Origin of the sequence: Pseudomonas sp. GL-B-12 (assembly GCF_019955895.1) — a bacterium.
Lineage (GTDB): Bacteria > Pseudomonadota > Gammaproteobacteria > Pseudomonadales > Pseudomonadaceae > Aquipseudomonas.
Map to the genome: position 1 here is coordinate 72,628 of NZ_JAHBCX010000007.1, position 21,829 is coordinate 94,456.

The following is a 21,829-nucleotide window of genomic DNA, read 5'->3' on the forward strand; positions in this document are numbered from 1 at the left end:
CATGTCATCCGTGCCTGTTTACGAAAACTTCATCGACGGCCAGTTCGTGGCCACCGCTGCCCACCTCGATGTGATCAACCCGGCCACCGGCGCCGTGCTGTCGAAAGTCCCGGCCTCGACCGCCGAGGACGTCGACCGCGCCCTCGCTGCCGCCCGTGCCGCGCAGAAAAACTGGGCGCGCAAACCGGCGAATGACCGCGCCGGCTACTTGCGCCGGATCGCCGCCAAACTGCGGGAAAACGTTGCGCACCTGGCACGAACCATCACTCTGGAACAAGGCAAGACCGCCGGGCTGGCGGAAGTCGAAGTGAATTTCACCGCCGATTATCTCGATTACATGGCCGAATGGGCCCGGCGCATCGAAGGTGAAATCATCACCAGCGACCGCCAGGACGAAAACATCTTCCTGTTCCGCAAACCGCTGGGCGTGGTGGCCGGGATCCTGCCGTGGAATTTCCCCTTCTTCCTGATCGCCCGCAAGATGGCCCCGGCCCTGCTGACCGGCAACACCATCGTCATCAAGCCCAGCGAAGAAACCCCGAACAACTGCTTCGAATTTGCCCGACTGGTGGCCGAAACCGACCTGCCGCCCGGTGTGTTCAACGTGGTCTGCGGTGACGGCCGAGTCGGCGCGGCACTGAGTGCGCACAAAGGCGTGGACATGATCAGCTTCACCGGCAGCGTCGAAACCGGCTCGCGGATCATGGCCGCCGCCGCGCCAAACATCACCAAGCTCAATCTGGAACTGGGCGGCAAGGCACCGGCCATTGTGCTGGCGGATGCAGACCTCGACCTGGCGGTCAGGGCGATCCGCGATTCGCGCATCATCAACAGCGGCCAGGTGTGCAATTGTGCTGAGCGGGTGTATGTCGAGCGCAAGGTGGCGGATCAATTTATCGAGCGCATCGCAGCGGCCATGAGCGCGACCCGCTATGGCGACCCGATTGCACAGCCCGACGTCGAAATGGGTCCGCTGATCAATCGTCAGGGCCTGGACAGCGTCAATCGCAAAGTCCGCACCGCGTTGAGCCAGGGCGCAAGCCTGATCAGCGGTGGGCAAATCGCTGACCTGCCCAATGGCTTCCACTTCCAGCCCACCGTTTTGGCCGGTTGTCGTGCCGATATGGAGATCATGCGCGAAGAGATTTTCGGCCCGGTGCTACCGATCCAGATCGTTGATGACCTGGACGAAGCCATCGCCCTGGCCAATGACTGCGACTATGGCCTGACCTCATCGATCTACACCCGCGACCTGAGCAAAACCCTGCAGGCGATGCGCGAGCTGGATTTTGGCGAAACCTACGTCAACCGCGAGAATTTCGAAGCGATGCAGGGTTTCCACGCTGGCGTGCGCAAGTCCGGCATCGGCGGCGCGGATGGCAAACACGGGTTGTACGAATACACCCATACCCACGCGGTGTATTTGCAGGGCTGAGCGAGGTATTCAGGCAGATTGCCAAATCGCAGACACAAAAAACCCCGGTCTTTCGACCAGGGTTTTTGCTATCGACTCGAAGTAACCAACGGTTTCTTCGTAGCTCCAAGGCGTTCAGCGGGCCTCGGGGCAGATATGGCGCAGCGGACGGGACTCGAACCCGCGACCCCCGGCGTGACAGGCCGGTATTCTAACCGACTGAACTACCGCTGCGTATCGCTTTGAGCTGACGCTCAATTAACTCGTCTGATTAAAAGCTCTGAGACTTTTCAATCTCTCTTTCAATCTCGAATCAGGGCGGACCTGACTCGGAAAATATGGCGCAGCGGACGGGACTCGAACCCGCGACCCCCGGCGTGACAGGCCGGTATTCTAACCGACTGAACTACCGCTGCGCGTCGGTGGAGGCATTTCAGCCTACCTCTTGCTTTCGCAAGTATCTCGGAAGTGGTGGGTGATGACGGGATCGAACCGCCGACATTCTGCTTGTAAGGCAGACGCTCTCCCAGCTGAGCTAATCACCCGTTTGCATCTCCGAGGCCGCGAAATTTACGCAGGTAGCGAACCTAAGTCAATAGCAGGATTGAAGTTTTTTTCAAAAACAGCTTTTAGCTTCAAGCTTCGAGTAAAAGCAAGTACGCATACAGCAGGCATACCACCGTCACGCTTTAACTTGCAGCTTGAAGCTTGAAGCTGCCGTTCACTGCTCATAGATCATCTTCTTGGTCATGCCGCCATCGACCACGAATTCCTGGCCGGTGACAAACCCGGCGTTCCTCGACAGCAGCCAGGCCACCATCGCCGCGACATCCTCGACCGTCCCTACCCTGCCCGCCGGATGCTGGGCATGATCGGCCTCGGTCAATGGTTCGGCACGCCGCACCGAGGGGTCGCGCCCATCGATCCAGCCTGGACTGACGGCATTGACCCGGATCTCCGGGCCAAGGCTGATGGCCAACGCATGCGTCAAGGCCAACAAACCGCCCTTGCTCGCCGCATAGGCCTCTGTGTCGGGTTCCGACTGCCCGGCGCGGGTCGAGGCCAGATTGACGATGGCACCGCTGTGAGCGCGCAGGTACGGCGCACAGTGTTTGGCCAGCAACATCGGCCCACTGAGGTTCACCGCCAACACCCGATTCCAGTGGGCCAGGTCGAGGCTTTCCAGGGTGATGTTGTGCGGATCGGCAACCGCTGCGTTGCATACCAGCGCATCCAGGCGCCCGAACTGGCCGAGCACCTCGGCCACGCCCAGCGCGACTTGCCCCTCGTTGGAGACATCCATGGCGATGAACCAGGCGTTGTCGCCCAGCACTTTCGCCACTTTCGAACCGCGCCCCCGATCCAGATCCGTCAGCACGACTTGCCAGCCTTCGCTGATCAGCCAGGCCGAGATCCCCAGGCCAATGCCCCGCGCAGCACCGGTCACCAGCGCTACGCGGCCATTTGAGCCAGTGGTCGGCGTAGACAACTCGATCACAATGCAGCCAGACCGCGCGCCAGATCGGCTTGCAGGTCCGCCACATCCTCCAGACCGACCGCAACGCGGATCAGGCTGTCACGAATGCCTGCCGCTTCACGCTCTTGCGGCGCCAGGCGACCATGGGAGGTGGTGCTCGGATGGGTGATGGTGGTCTTGCTGTCGCCCAGGTTGGCGGTGATCGAAATCAGGCGCGTGGCATCGATAAAGCGCCAGGCGCCCTCTTTGCCGCCCTTCACCTCAAAACTGACGACCGCACCGAAGCCCTTCTGCTGGCGCAGCGCCAGTTCGTGCTGCGGATGGCTCTTGAGGCCGGCGTAATGGACTTTCTCGATACCTTCCTGCTGCTCCAGCCACTCGGCCAGTTGCTGGGCGTTGGCGCAATGCGCCTTCATCCGCAGGTTCAGGGTTTCCAGGCCCTTGAGGAAGATCCAGGCATTGAACGGGCTCAGGGTCGGCCCGGCAGTACGCAGGAAGCCAACCACTTCTTTCATCTGCTCGCTACGACCGGCGACCACGCCGCCCATGCAACGGCCCTGGCCGTCGATGAACTTGGTGGCCGAGTGCACGACGATGTCCGCGCCCATTTTCAGCGGCTGCTGCAAGGCCGGGGTGCAGAAGCAGTTGTCGACCACCAGCATCGCGCCTTTGGCATGGGCGATTTCCGACAGCGCCGCAATGTCCACCAACTCGGCCAGCGGATTGGACGGCGATTCAACGAACAACAGCTTGGTATTGGCCTTGATCGCAGCATCCCAACCGGACAAATCGGCCAGGGCGACGTAGTCGACTTCGATACCGAAGCGCTTGAAGTACTTTTCGAACAGGCTGATGGTCGAGCCGAATACGCTGCGCGACACCAGCACATGATCACCGGCGCTGCACAGGCTCATCACCACGGCCATGATGGCCGCCATGCCGGTGGCCGTGGCCACGGCCTGCTCAGCGCTTTCCAGCGCGGCGATGCGCTCTTCGAACGCGCGTACGGTCGGGTTGGTGTAGCGCGAATAAACGTTGCCCGGCACTTCGCCAGCGAAGCGCGCAGCGGCGTCGGCGGCGGTACGGAACACGTAGCTGGAGGTGAAGAACATCGGATCACCGTGTTCGCCTTCCGGCGTGCGGTGCTGACCGGCGCGTACGGCCAGGGTATCGAACGCTACACCTTCGAGGTCGCTGTCCAGCCGACCGGCATCCCATTCCTGACTCATGCTGTCACTCCTTGCCCTGCTCTTGATAGATAGAAGTCTTTTTGCCAGATACAAAACCGGCCCCTCAGGGCCGGTAGAAACTCAGTTGTTGTACAGATCGATGATCGCACTGACTGCCTGTGTCTTGACCTTGGAGGCATCGTTGCGTGCCTGCTCGATCTTGTTCAGGTAAGCCTCGTCGACGTCGCCGGTGACGTACTGGCCGTCGAACACCGCGCAATCGAACTTCTCGATCTTGATCTTGCCGCCACCGACCGCTTCGATCAAGTCAGGCAGGTCCTGATAGATCAACCAGTCAGCGCCGATCAGGTCGGCTACGTCCTGGGTCGAACGGTTGTGGGCGATCAGCTCGTGAGCGCTCGGCATATCGATGCCGTAGACGTTCGGGTAGCGAACGGCCGGTGCCGCGGAGCAGAAGTAGACGTTCTTGGCGCCGGCTTCGCGGGCCATCTGGATGATCTGCTTGCACGTCGTGCCACGAACGATCGAGTCGTCCACCAGCATCACGTTCTTGCCGCGGAATTCCAGCTCGATGGCGTTGAGCTTCTGGCGTACGGATTTTTTCCGCGCGGCCTGGCCCGGCATGATGAAGGTCCGGCCGATGTAGCGGTTCTTCACGAAGCCTTCGCGAAACTTCACGCCCAGGTGGTTCGCCAGTTCCAGCGCCGCGGTGCGGCTGGTGTCCGGAATCGGGATGACCACGTCGATGTCGTGATCCGGACGCTCGCGCTGGATCTTCTCGGCCAGTTTCTCACCCATGCGCAGGCGGGCCTTGTAGACCGACACGCCGTCGATGATCGAATCCGGACGCGCCAGGTAGACGTGTTCGAAGATGCACGGCGTCAGGGACGGGTTGGTCGCGCACTGACGGGTGTACAGCTTGCCCTCTTCAGTGATGTAGACCGCTTCGCCCGGTGCCAGGTCGCGAATCAGGGTGAAGCCGAGCACGTCCAGGGAAACGCTTTCCGAGGCGATCATGTACTCGACACCTTCGTCGGTGTGACGCTGGCCGAAAACGATCGGGCGGATGCCGTGCGGATCGCGGAAACCGACGATGCCGTAGCCGGTGATCATCGCCACGACGGCATAACCACCGACGCAACGGTTGTGCACGTCGGTTACAGCGGCGAACACGTCTTCTTCGGTCGGCTGCAACTTGCCGCGCTGGGCCAGTTCGTGCGCGAACACGTTGAGCAGCACTTCCGAATCGGAACTGGTGTTGACGTGGCGCAGGTCAGATTCGTAAATCTCCTTGGCCAGTTGTTCAACGTTGGTCAGGTTACCGTTGTGCGCCAGGGTGATGCCGTAAGGCGAGTTGACGTAAAACGGTTGAGCTTCAGCCGAAGTCGAGCTGCCCGCGGTTGGATAACGCACATGGCCAATGCCCATGTGACCGACCAGGCGCTGCATGTGACGTTGGTGGAACACGTCACGCACCAGGCCGTTGTCCTTGCGCAGGAATAACCGGCCATCATGGCTGGTCACGATACCGGCAGCGTCCTGGCCGCGGTGCTGGAGGACGGTTAGCGCGTCATACAGCGCCTGATTGACGTTCGACTTACCGACGATACCGACGATGCCACACATGCGACGCAACCCCTACTTAATGGATCTGAACTGAGCACTACTCACCGAGGCGTTTTGGCCATCGGCAAGAGTTGCTCCTTGAACGGAATATCAGCGGGTACGCTGATTCCGCTGGCAAGCCACTGACTGCTCCACCCGAGGATCAGGTTTTTGGACCAGTCTGCAACCAATAGAAATTTTGGCACGAGCTGTGACTCTTTCCACCACCCGTCCTGCTGTACCGGCCCCAGGCTCAACAGCCCGACGGCGATAACCACCAGCAACCCGCCACGCGCGGCGCCGAAGGCCATGCCGAGGAATCGGTCGGTCCCGGAGAGCCCGGTGACGCGAACCAGTTCGCCGATAAGATAATTGATCATTGCGCCTACGATTAAAGTGGCGACAAACATGATGGCACAGCCCGTGATTATACGTGCCGATGGCGTTTGAATGTACCCGCCGAGGTACTCGGACAGTGAGCCACCGAACATCCAGGCTACGACTCCTGCGATGATCCAGGTCAGCAGCGACAGTGCTTCTGTGACGAAGCCGCGGCTCAGACTGATCAATGCGGAGATGGCGACGATTGCTACGATCGCCCAGTCAACCCAGGTAAATGGCACAGTGCAGCCTACAGACGGATAAGGCGGCGCATTTTAGCAGAGCCCATGCTTATCGGTAAGCTGCGATTGTCAGTGCATTTCAAATCGGGGCGATAGTTTTAGCCACGTTCCGGCTGAAAGCGCACGACAAACCCCTTGAGGTTCTGCTGGCGGTTCAGCAAGTCACGCAGCCGGTCGGCTTCAGCGCGCTCGATCAGCGGCCCGACAAACACCCGGTTTTTGCCGTCGGCGGTACGGATGTAGGCGTTGTAACCCTGGCTGCGCAGGGTTTTCTGAAGCTTTTCCGCGCTTTCACGACTCGACAGGCTGGCCAGTTGCACGGACCAGCTGACAGACAAACCATTGGCATCGACACGGCTTTGCGTGGTGTCCGGCTTGCCCGGTGCCGCGGTGATCGGCTGGGCAGGCGCTGTCGCAGGTTTAGCCGCCAAAGCCGGGACCGGCGCGGGTGCAGGCGGTTTGGCTGCAGGCGCTGGAGCCAGCGGCGCAGCTGGCACCGCCGATTCCTGCTGGGCGATTTCTTCATCGCTCGGCACGGGTTCCTGAGGCAAGGCTTGCGGTTCAGGTACCACCACCGGCTCGACCTGTACCTGGGGCATCGCAGGCGCCTGCGGAGCCGCAGGCGCTTCGACCTTCACCTGGCGCTGTTCGTCCTGGCGGGAAAACAGCATCGGCAGAAAAATCACCGCCAGCGCGACCAACACCAGGGCGCCAACCATGCGCTGTTTGTATGCCTTATCCAGCAATGCCATTCGCCGCGTCCTCCGTGGAGCGCCGAGCCAGCCATTCAAGGGCCTCGGCGACACAATAAAATGATCCGAACAACAGGATTTCGTCGTCGCTCGTGGCCTGCGCGCACTGCCCTTCCAGGGCGGCCGCGACACTGTCGTATGACGTGACCGAAGCCCCAAGGCCTTGCAGCGCGGCGTGCAAATCCGCAACCGAACGCGCCCGAGGCGAATCCAGCGGTGCGACAGCCCAGTGCTGGACACTAGCATTCAATTCGCCGACAACACCACCCAGGTCTTTGTCCGCCAGCAACCCGAACACCGCCAGACGCCTGCCGACCGGTGGACGACTGGCCAGGCGACGAGCCAGATACTCCGCCGCATGAGGGTTATGCCCCACATCCAGCAATAGATTCAAGCGCTTGCCTTGCCACTCGAACTCGCGGCGATCCAGACGACCGACCACCTTCGTTGCCCGCAGCGCCTCGACAATCTGCGCATCCACCCAAGGCAAGCCGAGCAGCAGGTACGCCTGCAACGCCAGTGCAGCGTTTTCCATCGGCAGATCGAGCAGTGGCAGGTCGCGCAGCTCAACCACGCGCCCTTGCGCATCGACACCGCGCCATTGCCAGTTGTGATCGGTCACACCGAGGTCAAAATCGCGCCCACGCAGGAAAAACGGGCAATTGAGCTCGCGCGCCTTGTCCAGCAGGGGTTGTGGAGGGTTCAGATCGCCGCAGAGCGCAGGCGCGCCTTGGCGGAAGATACCGGCCTTCTCGAAGGCCACGGACTCTCGGGTATCACCGAGGTAATCCGCATGATCGACGCCAATACTGGTGACCAGCGCCATGTCGGCGTCCACCACGTTGACCGTGTCCAGACGACCGCCCAGACCGACCTCCAGCACCACCGCATCGAGCCCGGAGCGCTGGAACAGCCAGAATGCCGCCAGGGTGCCCATTTCGAAGTAAGTCAGGGAAGTGTCGCCGCGCCCGGCCTCTACCGCGGCAAAGGCCTCGCACAGCTCGGCGTCCGTGGCTTCGACGCCATTGACCGTTACCCGCTCGTTGTAACGCAGCAGGTGCGGGGAGTTGTAAACCCCCACTTTCAAGCCCTGGGCCCGCAGCAAGGACGCCACGAACGCACAGGTGGAACCCTTGCCGTTGGTCCCGGTGACCGTGATCACCCGAGGTGCCGGCTTGCCCAGTCCCATGCGGGACGCTACCTGCTGCGACCGCTCCAGGCCCATGTCGATGGCCGAAGGGTGCAACTGCTCAAGGTAGGCGAGCCATTCGCCAAGGGTACGTTGGGTCATAGGCTGGCGGGTACCGGTGGAACCACGATCGGCTCGATGGGTGCAGCCACGAACTGCGGCGTCGGCAGGCCCATCATTTGCGCCAGCAGGTTGCCCAGACGCGGACGCAGCTCCTGACGGTCGATGATCATGTCGATGGCACCGTGCTCCAGCAGGAACTCGCTGCGCTGGAAGCCTTCCGGCAGTTTTTCACGCACGGTCTGCTCGATCACGCGCGGACCGGCAAAACCGATCAACGCCTTCGGCTCGCCGACAATCACGTCGCCGAGCATCGCCAGACTGGCGGAAACGCCGCCGTAGACCGGGTCGGTCAACACGGAGATGAACGGGATGCCTTCTTCACGCAGACGAGCCAGCACCGCGGAGGTCTTGGCCATTTGCATCAGGGAAATCAGCGCTTCCTGCATCCGCGCACCGCCGGAAGCCGCGAAGCAGATCATCGGGCAACGTTTTTCCAGGGCGTAGTTGGCGGCGCGCACGAAACGCTCACCGACGATGGCGCCCATCGAACCACCCATGAAGGAAAACTCGAACGCCGAGACCACGACCGGCATGCCCAGCAAAGTGCCGCTCATGGAAACCAGTGCGTCTTTTTCGCCGGTCTGCTTTTGTGCAGCGGTCAGGCGGTCCTTGTACTTCTTGCCGTCGCGGAATTTCAGACGGTCAACCGGCTCCAGGTCTGCACCCAGCTCGGTACGGCCTTCAACATCGAGGAAGATGTCGATACGGGCGCGGGCGCCGATACGCATGTGATGGTTGCACTTGGGGCAAACGTCCAGGGTCTTTTCCAACTCCGGACGATACAGCACAGCCTCGCAAGACGGGCATTTGTGCCAAAGACCTTCAGGCACCGAGCTCTTCTTGACCTCGGAACGCATGATCGAAGGGATCAGTTTGTCTACTAACCAGTTGCTCATGCTTTCTTTCTCCAGTACCGGTGGCCCGAACGCTCTGGTTCGCAGCCCCGTGTATGCCCTAGCGCTAAATTCATGTGTGCGAAGAGGGTCGATGGACTGCCACGGTCAGCGCGAAACATGACCTGCGTGCAACCACAAACCCTCGGATCTGCCTGCTGTGTGCAGTGCATCCGCTTTGTACAGTGCAGTGGACGGCGGCAGTCTGCCAGCCGTCACATCAACAGGTGTTACCGCGTACCGCTTTGATAAATGCCTGAATCTTTGCGTGATCCTTGATGCCCTTGCTCGCCTCTACCCCGCCGCTGACATCCACGGCATAAGGCCGAACGCGGGCAATCGCTTCGGCGACGTTATCCGGCGTCAGACCGCCCGCCAGAATGATCGGCTTGCTCAAGCCTTGCGGTATCAGTGACCAGTCAAACGCCTCGCCGGTTCCTCCGGGAACGCCTTCGACATAGGTATCGAGCAAGATTGCGCTGGCACTGGCGTAAGCATCACAGGCCGCGGCGATGTCATCACCCGCCTTGACCCGCAGCGCCTTGATGTACGGGCGGTGCCAACCTTCGCACTCGGCCGCGCTTTCATCGCCGTGAAATTGCAGCAGGTCCAGGGGCACCGCGTCGAGGATTTCACCCAATTCGCACCGGCTTGCATTGACGAACAAGCCCACGGTGGTCACGAACGGCGGCAGTGCCTTGATGATCGAGCGCGCCTGCTGGAACGTTACCGCACGGGGGCTTTTGGCGTAGAACACGAATCCGATGGCATCCGCCCCGGCTTCGACGGCTGCCAACGCATCTTCCATGCGGGTAATCCCACAGATCTTGCTGCGAACGGCTGACATGTTGGCACAACTCCAAGACAAATCCAGGAAAGTCCCGGATGGTAACAAAAGCGTTCGAGGGCGTCAGCCGCCAAGTTCCGAGAAACCGGTCAAGAAGTGTGGACCGATGTAACGCTCGGGCAATTGGAACTCGTCACGGTACTCGACCTGCACCAGATACAAACCGAATGGATGCGCGGTCACGCCACCGGTCCGGCGAATCCGGCTCTCCAGCACCTCTTTCATCCACTCCACCGGACGCTCTCCGGCGCCAATGGTCATCAGCACGCCGGCAATGTTGCGCACCATGTGATGCAGGAAGGCGCTGGCGCGGATATCCAGCACGATCATCTTGCCGTGACGGGTGACACGCAGGTGATGCAGCTCCTTGATCGGCGACTTGGCCTGGCACTGACCGGCGCGAAAAGCACTGAAATCATGGGTGCCGAGCAGGTACTGGGCGGCCTCGGCCATGCGCTCGACGTCCAGCGGACGGTGGTTCCAGGTCACCTCTTCGTTCAGGTGCGCCGGGCGGATCTGATCGTTGTAGATCACGTAGCGATAACGCCGGGCAATGGCCTTGAACCGCGCATGGAAATGCGCCGGCATAACCTTGGCCCAACTGACACTGACGTCGTGGGGCAAGTTGATGTTGGCGCCCATGGTCCAGGCCTTCATCGAACGCTCGACCTGGGTGTCGAAATGCACCACCTGTCCGCAGGCATGCACCCCGGCGTCGGTACGCCCGGCGCACATCAGCGAAACGGGTGAGTCGGCGACTTTGGACAAGGCGTTTTCGAGGGTTTCCTGCACGGTGAGCACCCCGGACGCCTGGCGCTGCCAGCCGCGGTAGCGCGAGCCTTTGTATTCGACGCCCAGCGCGATCCGGAAAAAGCCGTCGGCTGCCATTTCGGCGACCGGGTTATCTATATTTGCCAAGGAGGGACAGCCTGCTGATGTACCAAAGGCGGGCATTATAAGGCCGCCGGGCGGGGATGCCAGAGGGATCTCCTTTGACTGCACCGGCCTCATCGCGGGCAAGCCCGCTCCCACAGGGTTCTGTGGCGTTCGCAATGCCCGCGAAGGGACCACAACAGACGACATCGACTCATCGACTAAACAAAAACGGCAGCCTCAATGGGCTGCCGCTTTTTTACAACCTACCAATCACTCAAGCCAGGCGCGAAAGCATTTCCTCGGCTTCATTCTTCTGCTCGGCACTGCCTTCGCTCACCACCTCATTGAGGATGTCGCGAGCACCGTCGCTGTCCCCCATGTCGATATAAGCCTGAGCCAGATCGAGCTTGGTAGCGGCTTCGTCAGTACCCGAGAGGAAGTCGAAGTCATCATCGTCACCCAGTGCTGCATCAGCTTCGGTAAAGGTCGGCTCGCCGATGCTGTTGGACAAGCTCTCCAGCTCGGCGTTGACATCATCCAGCTCTGCCGCGAACGCATCCGGTGCGTCCATTTCGTCAGCCAGCGACAGATCGAAATCGGCCGGCAATTCCAGATCATCCAGCGCGACCTCAGGGACAGCCGGATTTTCGGCAACCGGGAAATCTTTCACACCTTCGTCCAGATCCAGCAGGAAATCGTCTTCAGCCAGCATCGCCGGTGACGGTTGCGCACCGAGATCCAGGTCGAGATCGAAGTCCGACAGATCGTCGAGGTTTTCCTTGATTTCAGTCTGTTGCTGCAACGCCGACTCAAAACTCAGATCGTCATCCAGCGGGAACTCGTCCAGGTCTGCCAGCGCCGTCACTTCAGGCTCCGGCGCAGGTGCAGGTGCAGGTGCAGGTGCAGGTGCAGGTGCAGGTGCAGGCGCCACAGGCGTAATCGCGTCCAGATCATCCAGGCTCAAGTCGAAGGCACTGTCGAGGTCATCCTCGAACGGCGCTGGCACTGGCTCTGGCGCCGGTGCTTGCGGCTCATCGAGCAACAGATCCTTGACGTATTGCGCGTCCAGCTCAGCAGCAACGGCGGCTGCGGCGATGCCACCGGCAGCCACCAGCGCCATGGCCGGGAAGCGGCTTTTGAGCTTTTCAACCTGGGTGAAGTTGTCGCCATTGGCCACCAACTGACGCTCCTGGCCGACGAACGCATCGCGGTCGCCTTGCTGGCCGTAGACTTCCATCAGTTTCAAGCGCAAGTCGCTGCGCTTCGGCTCTTGCTTGACGCCGTCCTCCAGCAACGCGGCAGCCTGATTCAGGCGACCGGCATTGATGTGCGACTGAGCCTGGCCCAGCACGTCGTCGGAACGCTCGGCGGCCGGAGCCACCAATGGTGCGGCAATCGGCGTGGTCATCACCACCGGAGCAACCACCGGCGCTGGCGCGGGAGCAGGCGTCGGGGCAGTCGCCAGCTTCACACTCGGCGACGGAACTCCAAGGCCTTCGAAGCTGCTTTCCGGCAAGTCGAAATCGGCCGGGAACGGCTGTTCTTCGGCCAAGGCACGGGCCATGCGCATATGCTTTTCGGCTTCTTGCTGGGCTTTGCGGCGGCGCGCCAGCAACAGCAGCAAGAGCAGCAGAATCACCGCACCGCCACCCACCAGGCCCAGCAGCACCGGATTGGCCAGCAACTCATTGAATTTCTGATCATCGGATGCTGCCGGTGTCGCCTCAACGGGCTTCTCGGCCGGCACCGCAGTTGCCTCGGGCGCTGTGACCACTGGCGCAGTTTCAGCCGGACCAGGCGCTGCCGGGTTTGCAGCCAGCTCGGCCGACATCGCCGGAGCTGTCGCAGCCGCTTGTGCACCCGCAGCGCCCTCGGCCTGCAACTTGGCCAGTTGATTGTTCTTCAACTCGATCAGGCGTTGCAGCTTGTCCACCTGGCTTTGCAGATCGGTCATGCGGCTTTGCAGTTCGGCGTTATCACGACGGCTGCTGTCGAGGCTTTCCTGGGTCACCGCCAGCTTGTTGCCGAGGGCCTTGGCATCTCCGGCAGCCCCTTTGCCACGGTTCTTGCCGGACTCGGCAGACACCAGGCTCAGCTTGTCGGTGGTCGCCTGCGCCGGAGCACCATCGGTACGAGCGCGACTGGTGGCATCAAGCTGTTGCTGGCCTGCCCCGGGTTTCGCCACGTAGCGACGCCCCTGGCGCCATGCGGTGTTCTGCGCAGCCACTTCGGCAATGGCCTTGGCTTGCGGCAGGCCCGTGCTCTGTGCCTGGTCCGGCAGGCGCAGCACCTGGCCAGTTTTCAAGCGGTTGATGTTGCCGTCGATGAATGCATCCGGGTTCAGCGCCTGAATAGCCAGCATGGTCTGCTGGATCGAACCGCCGTTACGCGCCTTCGCGGCGATTTCCCACAGGGTATCGCGCGGCGTGGTGGTGTATTGCGACGGTTTGGTCGCACCGGTGACGGGCGCGGCAACCGTTGACGTCGGTTGCGCAGCCGCTTCAGCGGTTTGCGGCGAGAATTTGGACGGATCGAGCAGCACACTGTAGTCGCGCAGCAAGCGGCCGTTCGGCCACATGACCTGAACCAGGAACTTCACCATGGGTTCGGAGAGTGGTTTGCTGGAGGTCACGCGCAGGATGCTTTTGCCGCTCGCGTTAAGCACCGGGGTAAAGGTCAAGTCGTTGAGAAACGCCTGGCGGTCGACACCGGCCTTGGCGAAATCGTCTGGTGAGGCCAGGCTCGGCACCACTTCGGCGGCGGTGAGATCCTTGACATCGAGCAGCTCGATTTCCGCTACCAGCGGCTGGTTGAGCGTCGATTTCAGGGTCAACTCCCCGAGCCCGAGGGCATGCGCCATACCGGAGGACAGCGCCGAGGCGGCCGCTATTGCTAACACCAGTTTGCGAACTTGAACCATTAGCTCATCCTTAGTTTGAACATTCCTCGGCCAGCGAGAAGGTATTGATAGCCGCTGCCGTAAGGCATTGCGCGCAACGGCGAGGGTCGTCGCGCGCGGTCATTTCATTGATGCCCGGCAAAGCCCCGCAGAGTGGCTCGCCTTCAGCACTCCGGCAAGCATAGGCACGCGCGGAATCATTCGACAAATTGTTGCAAAGTATCTTTTACAGCAGGTCTTTAAGCAACAACTCGGCCAGCTGCACAGCGTTGAGCGCCGCGCCTTTGCGTACGTTATCTGACGTCAGCCACAGATTAAGTTCCGACGGGTCGTCGATACCCAGGCGAACCCGACCGACGTAGACCACATCCTGCCCTACCGCATCGCCCACCGGCGTCGGGTAATCGCCGGCTTCCACCAGCTCGATGCCGGGTGCGTCTTCCAGGGCCGCATTGATTTTCGCCAGGTCGATTTCACTCGCGGACTGCAGGGTCACGCTATAGCTATCGCCAAAAAACACCGGGGCTTGAATGCAAGTGACGGAAATCTTCAATGAAGGCCGCGCCATGACCTGGCGCAGCTCACGCACCAGGCGTTTTTCCAGCAACGTATGACCTTGCTCATCCGGTTTGCCGACCTGGGCCAACAGGTTGAAGGCCATCTGCCGATCAAAGAATTTCGGCTCCAGCGGCCGCACATTCAGCAGCTCGGCGGTCTGCCGCGCCAGCTCGCTCACGGCTTCGCGGCCCTGGGCCGATACCGCCAGGCTGGCGGTCAGGCTGACGCGCTGCAAGTCGAGCAAATCCATCAGTGGCGCGAGCACCACCGCCAGCGTGGTGGCCGACGGACTTGGACTGCTGAGCTGAAACGGCTTTTTCAAGCCGGCCAACACCTCAGCGTTGGCCTCAGGCACAACCTGCGGCGCCTTTTCGGCCGCCAAGGCACCGGAGAGATCGATCACCGAGCAACCGGCATCGGTCGCGCGGGAAGCAAAACTCAACGAAACCGCCGGGCCGGCGGCAAAGAATGCCAACTGCACCTTGCTGAAGTCGAACTCATCGACCTCCCGCACCCGCACGTTCTTGCCGCGAAACGGTACCGAACTGCCGGCCGATTCGCTGCTGGCCAACAGATGAAGGTTGCCGATCGGGAAATCGCGCTCTTCGAGAATCTGCACGAGTGTTTCGCCGACAGTACCGGTGGCGCCGATCACGGCAATATCAATGGTCTGGCTCATGGGTTTTACCTCTGGCGAAACGGGGGGAGCGGCACTTTACCGGGTGGTGGGGATGCAGGCAATTCGGCGGGAGATTTGTGGTGTTCGTGCCGGCCTCATCGCGAGCAAGCTCGCTCCTACAAGGATAAAAAAACCCGCACCTCTTTCAAGGCGCGGGTTCTTTCATTGCATCAACCGATCAACGCTCGAGCAGGATCCGCAGCATGCGACGCAGCGGTTCGGCCGCGCCCCACAACAACTGGTCGCCGACGGTAAACGCGCCGACGAATTGCGAACCCATGTTCAGCTTGCGCAGACGACCAACCGGGATGTTCAGGGTGCCGGTGACCTTGTTCGGGCTCAGCTCCTGAATGCTGGTCTCACGGCTGTTCGGCACCAGCTTGACCCAAGGGTTGTGCTGGCTGATCAACCCTTCGATATCAGCGATCGGTACGTCTTTGTTCAGCTTGATGGTCAGCGCCTGGCTGTGGCAGCGCATGGCGCCGATGCGCACGCAGATACCATCGACCGGGATCGGGCTCTTGAAGCGACCGAGGATCTTGTTGGTCTCGGCCTGGGCCTTCCACTCTTCGCGGCTCTGGCCGTTCGGCAGTTCCTTGTCGATCCACGGGATCAGGCTGCCGGCCAGCGGTACGCCGAAGTTTTCGGTCGGGTACGCGTCGCTGCGCATGGCTTCGGCCACACGACGGTCGATGTCGAGGATCGCGCTGGCCGGATCGGCCAGTTGATCGGCAACAGCGGCGTGGGTCGCGCCCATTTGCTTGATCAGTTCACGCATGTTCTGCGCGCCGGCACCGGAGGCCGCCTGATAAGTCATGGCGCTCATCCACTCCACCAGGCCAGCTTCGAACAGGCCACCAAGGCCCATCAGCATCAGGCTGACGGTGCAGTTGCCGCCAATGTAGTTCTTGGTGCCCGCATCCAACTGCTGGTCGATCACCTTGCGGTTGACCGGATCCAGAACGATCACCGCGTCATCCTGCATGCGCAGGCTGGAAGCGGCGTCGATCCAGTAACCCTGCCAGCCGGCTTCACGCAGCTTGGGGAAGACTTCGCTGGTGTAGTCGCCACCCTGGCAGGTCAGAATCACGTCGAGGGTTTTCAGCTCTTCAATGCTGTAAGCGTCCTTGAGCGGAGCAATGTCCTTGCCCACGGACGGGCCTTGGCCACCGACATTGGAAGTGGTGAAAAACACCGGCTCGATAAGATCGAAATCCTGCTCTTCCAGCATCCGCTGCATGAGCACGGAACCGACCATACCGCGCCAACCGATCAGACCTACACGTTTCATCGCAACTACACCTTCTTGAAATGTGGGCCGCTGCCTTGTCTTGAATTTGGCAGCGGGCCCGAGAGATTACAGATTCCGCAGCGCGGCGACTACTGCGTCACCCATTTCCTGCGTACCGACTTTAGTACAACCGGCCGACCAGATGTCACCGGTGCGCAAGCCCTGATCCAGCACCAGGCTGACGGCTTTCTCGATGGCATCGGCCGCGGCCTGCTGGTTGAAGCTGTAACGCAGCATCATCGACACCGACAAAATGGTCGCCAACGGGTTGGCGATGCCCTTGCCCGCGATGTCCGGCGCCGAACCGTGGCACGGCTCGTACATGCCTTTGTTGTTGGTGTCCAGGGACGCCGACGGCAGCATGCCGATGGAACCGGTGAGCATCGAGGCCTGGTCGGACAGGATGTCGCCGAACATGTTGTCGGTGACGATCACGTCGAACTGCTTCGGTGCACGCACCAGCTGCATCGCGGCGTTGTCGACGTACATGTGGCTCAGTTCGACTTCAGGATAATCCTTGGCCACTTGTTCGACCACTTCACGCCACAGCTGGCTGGAGGCCAGTACGTTGGCCTTGTCCACCGAACACAGCTTCTTGCCACGGACCATGGCCATGTCGAAACCGACACGGGCGATACGACGGATTTCGCTTTCGCTGTATGGCAGGGTGTCGTAGGACTGACGCTCGCCGTTTTCCAGGGTACGGGTGCCGCGTGGCGCGCCGAAGTAGATACCGCCGGTCAGCTCACGGACGATCAGGATGTCCAGGCCGGCCACGATTTCCGGCTTCAGGCTGGAAGCCTCGGCCAGTTGCGGGTACAGGATCGCCGGGCGCAGGTTGCCGAACAGGCCCAGTTGCGCACGGATCTTCAACAGGCCGCGTTCAGGGCGGATGTCACGCTCGATGGCATCCCATTTCGGGCCGCCAACGGCGCCCAGCAACACGGCGTCGGCCGCGCGGGCACGGTCCAGGGTCTCGTCGGCCAGCGGCACGCCGTGCTTGTCGATGGCAGCACCACCGATCACGTCGTGGCTCAGCTCGAAACCCAGGGCAAACTTGTCACTGGCCAGCTCCAGCACCTTGACCGCTTCGGCCATGATTTCCGGGCCAATACCGTCACCTGGGAGAATCAGAATCTGCTTGCTCATGCTTTCCTCATGTCATCAGTCGGTGCGCCCATGGACGCACCCGGAAAAATTCTATCGCTCAGCCATCAGCACCAGTACATCGGTACTGAACGAACCATCGGCCTCAATCTCGAAATATTCGCGTACTTCATTGCCCATCGACTGCTGCAACTCGCGGATCGCCGCGCGCATCACTTCAGGTGTGCGCATGCGCTCGACCCAGCTGTTGTACTCCAGGCGCAAGCGCTGACGGGTGGTACTGCGGGTGTGCAGCCCCGCCTCGCTGACCTGGCGCAGCCACTCGCCGGCGGAATAATCGCGCACATGGCTGGTGTCGCGCAGCACTTCGACGCTTTGCAGGTAAGTGTCGAACAGCGGGCTACCCGGTGACAACACGTCGACGAACGCCGCCACACCGCCCGGTTTCAGGACTCGACGCACCTCCCGCAGGGCCAGGCCCAGATCGCTCCAATGGTGCGCCGAATAACGGCTGAAGACGAAATCGAATTCGCCATCGGCGAACGGCAGGCGCTCAGCGGCACCATTGACCGTGGTCACGTTGCTCAAGCCACGATCGACAGCGGCAGCGGTCACCACGTCGAGCATCTGCTGCGACAGGTCATAGGCCACCACTTCCTTGACCAGCGGTGCCACATGAAAACTCACGTGACCGGCGCCGCAACCCAGATCCAGGACCCGGGCATCGCCCTGCCCGGCCAGCTCGGCCTGTAGCAGCGCGAATTCAGTGCCTTGAGCGTGGACGGCGCTGCTCAGGTAGGCCGAGGCCTGTTCACCGAATTGCTTTTGGACTACCTGGGTGTGTCGGGCGGTGCTGGTCATGGGGGACTTCCTTTTAGTTTTGTGGCGCCTGTTCCGGCCTCATCGCGGGCAAGCCCGCTCCCACAGGTTTTGTGTACGCCGCAATTACTGTGGGAGCGGGCTTGCTCGCGAAGAGGCCGGCCCTGACTACATCAATCTCGGATCAATCACGCGTCGCGAAACAACCAAGGCTGGCTCGCACGATGCTTGGCTTCAAACGTCGCAATCGCATCGCCGTCCTGCAAGGTCAGGCCGATATCGTCCAGGCCGTTGAGCAGGCAGTGTTTGCGAAAGGCATCGATTTCGAAGCTCAACACTTTGCCGTCAGGGCGGGTCACGGTCTGGGCTTGCAGATCGACCTGTAACTGGTAGCCCGGATTGGCCTCGACCTGCTGGAACAGCTCATCGACTTCGGCATCGCTCAAGATGATCGGCAGCAAGCCGTTCTTGAAGCTGTTGTTGAAGAAGATGTCGGCATAGCTCGGCGCGATGATGCTGCGGAAACCGTACTCTTCCAGCGCCCACGGCGCATGTTCACGGCTGGAGCCGCAACCGAAGTTCTCCCGGGCCAGCAATACGCTGGCGCCCTGGTAACGTTCGGCGTTGAGGACGAAGTCCTTGTTCAGCGGACGCCTGGAGTTGTCCTGATAAGGCTGGCCCACATCCAGGTAGCGCCATTCATCGAACAGGTTCGGGCCAAAGCCCGTGCGCTTGATCGACTTCAAGAATTGCTTCGGGATGATCTGGTCGGTGTCGACGTTGGCACGATCCAAAGGCGCGACAAGTCCAGTGTGCTGGGTAAAAGCTTTCATGCTGCGCTCCTTAAATCAATTCACGGACGTCGACGAAACGACCGTTCACAGCGGCTGCGGCGGCCATGGCCGGGCTGACGAGGTGAGTACGACCACCAGCGCCCTGACGACCTTCGAAGTTACGGTTGGAGGTCGAAGCGCAATGCTCGCCGGATTCCAAACGGTCCGGGTTCATCGCCAGGCACATCGAGCAACCCGGCTCGCGCCATTCGAAACCGGCTTCGAGGAAAATCTTGTCCAGGCCTTCCGATTCAGCCTGGGCTTTGACCAGACCCGAGCCCGGCACGACGATGGCCTGCTTGATGGTCGAGGCCACTTTGCGGCCCTTGGCGATCACCGCCGCAGCGCGCAGGTCTTCGATCCGCGAGTTGGTGCAGGAACCGATGAACACGCGGTCGAGCTGAATGTCGGTGATCGCCTGATTGGCGGTCAAACCCATGTACTTCAAGGCGCGGACGATGGAGTCGCGCTTGACCAGGTCCATTTCCTTCGCAGGATCCGGCACGTTCTGATCAACAGCCAACACCATTTCCGGCGAAGTGCCCCAGCTGACTTGCGGCTTGATCTGGGTCGCATCGAGCTCGATCACGGTATCGAACCTGGCATCAGCGTCAGACACCAGGTCTTTCCAGGCTTCGACGGCCAGGTCCCATTCCGCGCCTTTCGGAGCAAATGGACGGCCCTTGACGTAAGCCACGGTCTTTTCGTCCGCGGCCACCAGGCCTACGCGAGCGCCGGCCTCGATGGACATGTTGCAGATGGTCATGCGGCCTTCGACGGACAGGTCGCGAATCGCGCTGCCGGCGAATTCGATGGCGTGGCCGTTACCGCCGGCGGTGCCGATCTTGCCGATCACGGCGAGCACGATGTCCTTGGCGGTCACGCCGAACGGCAATTGGCCTTCGACCGCTACCCGCATGTTTTTCATTTTCTTGGCGACCAGGCACTGGGTGGCGAGCACATGCTCGACCTCGGAAGTGCCGATACCGTGAGCCAATGCGCCGAATGCGCCGTGGGTCGAGGTGTGGGAGTCGCCGCAGACCACGGTCATGCCCGGCAAGGTTGCGCCCTGCTCCGGGCCGATGACGTGGACGATGCCCTGGCGAACGTCGTTCATCTTGAACTCGACGATGCCGTATTCATCGCAGTTGTCATCGAGGGTCTGCACTTGCAGGCGCGAGACCTGGTCAACGATGGCGTCGATGCCGCCCTTGCGCTCCGGCGTGGTCGGTACGTTGTGGTCCGGGGTCGCGATGTTGGCATCGATGCGCCATGGCTTGCGCCCGGCCAGACGCAGGCCTTCGAAGGCTTGCGGCGAGGTCACTTCGTGGATGATGTGACGATCGATGTAGATCAGCGCAGAGCCATCGTCGCGCTGCTTGACCAAATGCGAATCCCAGAGCTTGTCGTAGAGCGTTTTGCCGGCCATCAGACGGTTCCTCATCAGCTTTTTCTATGCCAGTGAGGTCTGTATAGCGAGTTTCGTTAGTCAACTTCGGCGCCAGAAGCCCATATCCTGCGTTGCTGCTCCTCGCCATAGCGCGCTATGACTCGTCGCAGCGCCTTGGCTATGGACTTCTGGCATCCGAATTTGAACTAACAAACTCGCTACACAGACCTCTGGGTCTTGAAAGTCTCAATAACCCTTTGGCTTGTGAGGCTGATCCTATGGGGTTACATTAAATAACTCAAATTCATATTTTTTATGCTTTGGATAACCAACTGGAATACAACCATGGACCTGGCCAACCTCAATGCTTTTATTGCCATCGCCGAGACCGGAAGCTTCTCCGGCGCTGGGGAACGACTGCACCTGACCCAACCGGCCATCAGCAAACGCATCGCCGGGCTGGAGCAGCAATTGAAGGTGCGGTTGTTCGATCGCCTGGGGCGTGAAGTGGGCCTGACCGAGGCCGGGCGCGCCCTGCTGCCGCGGGCCTACCAGATTCTCAATGTCCTCGATGATACGCGCCGCGCCTTGACCAACCTCACAGGTGAAGTGACCGGCCGTCTGACCCTGGCCACCAGTCACCATATCGGCCTGCACCGTTTGCCACCCTTATTGAGGGAGTTCACCCGACGCTACCCACAAGTGGCGCTGGATATTCAGTTCCTCGATTCGGAAGTGGCCTACGAGGAAATTCTCCACGGCCGTGCCGAACTGGCGGTCATTACCCTGGCACCGGAACCCCATGCGCTGGTCAAGGCCACCCCGGTGTGGGACGACCCGCTGGATTTCGTGGTTGCCCCGGAACATTCGTTGCTCAATAACGGCAAGGTCAGCCTGGCGGATATCGCCCGACACCCGGCGGTCTTCCCCGGCGGTAACACCTTTACCCACCACATTGTGCAACGGCTGTTTGAAGCCCAGGGCCTGACGCCCAACATCGCCATGAGCACCAACTACCTGGAAACCATCAAGATGATGGTCTCGATCGGCCTGGCCTGGAGCGTTTTGCCGCGCACCATGCTCGATGACCAGGTGGCGCGCATACCTTTGCCGGGCATACAGCTCACTCGCCAGCTAGGCTATATCCTGCACACGGAAAGGACGCTGTCGAATGCTGCTCGGGCTTTCATGGCCTTGCTGGATGCTCAACTCGATCCGCCAGGGACTCAAGGCTGACTTGTGCTACTCCTATAGAGCCGCGCCC

The 21,829-nt window shown here is 61.1% G+C and carries 19 protein-coding genes and 3 tRNA genes; 2 read left to right on the forward strand and 20 right to left on the reverse strand.

Annotation, left to right across the window (positions count from 1 at the left end):
* Position 1 precedes the first annotated feature (1 nt).
* Positions 2–1,435 (forward strand): aldehyde dehydrogenase, encoded by a 1,434-nt coding sequence (gene aldA, locus KGA85_RS04325; protein WP_223542935.1) that lies wholly within the window; start codon positions 2–4, stop codon positions 1,433–1,435.
* A gap of 136 nt (positions 1,436–1,571) precedes the next feature.
* Here the strand turns inward: aldA and KGA85_RS04330 are convergent.
* The 20 genes from KGA85_RS04330 to leuC form a co-directional block, all read right to left on the reverse strand.
* Positions 1,572–1,648: transfer RNA gene (locus KGA85_RS04330), tRNA-Asp, on the reverse strand.
* A gap of 105 nt (positions 1,649–1,753) precedes the next feature.
* Positions 1,754–1,830, reverse strand: a tRNA-Asp gene (locus KGA85_RS04335).
* 53 nt (positions 1,831–1,883) lie between these two features.
* A tRNA-Val gene (locus tag KGA85_RS04340) sits at positions 1,884–1,959 on the reverse strand.
* Positions 1,960–1,984: 25 nt separating this feature from the next.
* A complete protein-coding gene (locus tag KGA85_RS04345) occupies positions 1,985–2,146 on the reverse strand; it encodes a hypothetical protein (RefSeq protein WP_223454301.1) in 162 nt (53 codons plus the stop codon).
* On the reverse strand, positions 2,136–2,912 hold the full coding sequence (locus KGA85_RS04350; protein ID WP_223454299.1) for an SDR family oxidoreductase: 777 nt from the start codon (positions 2,910–2,912) through the stop codon (positions 2,136–2,138). Before KGA85_RS04350 ends, KGA85_RS04345 begins: the two co-directional genes overlap by 11 nt.
* Positions 2,909–4,120: an O-succinylhomoserine sulfhydrylase gene (locus tag KGA85_RS04355; RefSeq protein ID WP_223454298.1), complete on the reverse strand. Its 1,212-nt coding sequence runs from the start codon at positions 4,118–4,120 to the stop codon at positions 2,909–2,911. Before KGA85_RS04355 ends, KGA85_RS04350 begins: the two co-directional genes overlap by 4 nt.
* Before the next feature lie 81 nt (positions 4,121–4,201).
* A complete protein-coding gene (purF, locus tag KGA85_RS04360; RefSeq protein ID WP_223454296.1) occupies positions 4,202–5,707 on the reverse strand; it encodes an amidophosphoribosyltransferase in 1,506 nt (501 codons plus the stop codon).
* Between the two features lie 41 nt (positions 5,708–5,748).
* Positions 5,749–6,309 carry a CvpA family protein gene (locus KGA85_RS04365; protein WP_223454294.1) on the reverse strand — a complete coding sequence of 187 codons (561 nt, stop codon included), beginning with the start codon at positions 6,307–6,309 and terminating at the stop codon, positions 5,749–5,751.
* 98 nt (positions 6,310–6,407) lie between these two features.
* The gene (locus KGA85_RS04370) at positions 6,408–7,061 is read right to left on the reverse strand and encodes an SPOR domain-containing protein (RefSeq protein ID WP_223454292.1); all 654 of its coding nucleotides are present in this window, start codon (positions 7,059–7,061) and stop codon (positions 6,408–6,410) included.
* The gene (folC, locus tag KGA85_RS04375; RefSeq protein ID WP_223454290.1) at positions 7,045–8,352 is read right to left on the reverse strand and encodes a bifunctional tetrahydrofolate synthase/dihydrofolate synthase; all 1,308 of its coding nucleotides are present in this window, start codon (positions 8,350–8,352) and stop codon (positions 7,045–7,047) included. The genes KGA85_RS04370 and folC overlap by 17 nt, the downstream gene beginning before the upstream one ends.
* A complete protein-coding gene (gene accD / locus KGA85_RS04380) occupies positions 8,349–9,269 on the reverse strand; it encodes an acetyl-CoA carboxylase, carboxyltransferase subunit beta (RefSeq protein ID WP_108217781.1) in 921 nt (306 codons plus the stop codon). The genes folC and accD overlap by 4 nt, the downstream gene beginning before the upstream one ends.
* A 217-nt stretch (positions 9,270–9,486) precedes the next feature.
* Positions 9,487–10,113 carry a phosphoribosylanthranilate isomerase gene (locus KGA85_RS04385; protein WP_223454286.1) on the reverse strand — a complete coding sequence of 209 codons (627 nt, stop codon included), beginning with the start codon at positions 10,111–10,113 and terminating at the stop codon, positions 9,487–9,489.
* A gap of 63 nt (positions 10,114–10,176) precedes the next feature.
* On the reverse strand, positions 10,177–11,001 hold the full coding sequence (gene truA / locus KGA85_RS04390) for a tRNA pseudouridine(38-40) synthase TruA (protein ID WP_095943676.1): 825 nt from the start codon (positions 10,999–11,001) through the stop codon (positions 10,177–10,179).
* A gap of 262 nt (positions 11,002–11,263) precedes the next feature.
* Entirely contained in the window at positions 11,264–13,909 is a 2,646-nt protein-coding gene (locus KGA85_RS04395) for a FimV/HubP family polar landmark protein (protein WP_223542936.1), read from the reverse strand.
* 205 nt (positions 13,910–14,114) lie between these two features.
* Positions 14,115–15,125 carry an aspartate-semialdehyde dehydrogenase gene (locus KGA85_RS04400; protein WP_223454282.1) on the reverse strand — a complete coding sequence of 337 codons (1,011 nt, stop codon included), beginning with the start codon at positions 15,123–15,125 and terminating at the stop codon, positions 14,115–14,117.
* A 178-nt stretch (positions 15,126–15,303) separates the two neighbouring features.
* A complete protein-coding gene (asd, locus tag KGA85_RS04405) occupies positions 15,304–16,416 on the reverse strand; it encodes an aspartate-semialdehyde dehydrogenase (protein ID WP_007975660.1) in 1,113 nt (370 codons plus the stop codon).
* Between the two features lie 66 nt (positions 16,417–16,482).
* On the reverse strand, positions 16,483–17,565 hold the full coding sequence (leuB, locus tag KGA85_RS04410; RefSeq protein WP_223542937.1) for a 3-isopropylmalate dehydrogenase: 1,083 nt from the start codon (positions 17,563–17,565) through the stop codon (positions 16,483–16,485).
* Positions 17,566–17,616: 51 nt separating this feature from the next.
* Positions 17,617–18,384 (reverse strand): class I SAM-dependent methyltransferase, encoded by a 768-nt coding sequence (locus tag KGA85_RS04415; protein ID WP_223542938.1) that lies wholly within the window; start codon positions 18,382–18,384, stop codon positions 17,617–17,619.
* A gap of 146 nt (positions 18,385–18,530) precedes the next feature.
* Positions 18,531–19,175: a 3-isopropylmalate dehydratase small subunit gene (gene leuD, locus KGA85_RS04420; protein ID WP_150759155.1), complete on the reverse strand. Its 645-nt coding sequence runs from the start codon at positions 19,173–19,175 to the stop codon at positions 18,531–18,533.
* Positions 19,176–19,185: 10 nt separating this feature from the next.
* Complete coding sequence (leuC, locus tag KGA85_RS04425; RefSeq protein ID WP_223454278.1) at positions 19,186–20,604, reverse strand: 3-isopropylmalate dehydratase large subunit; 1,419 nt, start codon at positions 20,602–20,604, stop codon at positions 19,186–19,188.
* 306 nt (positions 20,605–20,910) lie between these two features.
* Here leuC and KGA85_RS04430 point away from each other — a divergent pair, with 306 nt between their 5' ends.
* Complete coding sequence (locus KGA85_RS04430) at positions 20,911–21,801, forward strand: LysR family transcriptional regulator (RefSeq protein ID WP_008047336.1); 891 nt, start codon at positions 20,911–20,913, stop codon at positions 21,799–21,801.
* Positions 21,802–21,829 lie beyond the last annotated feature (28 nt).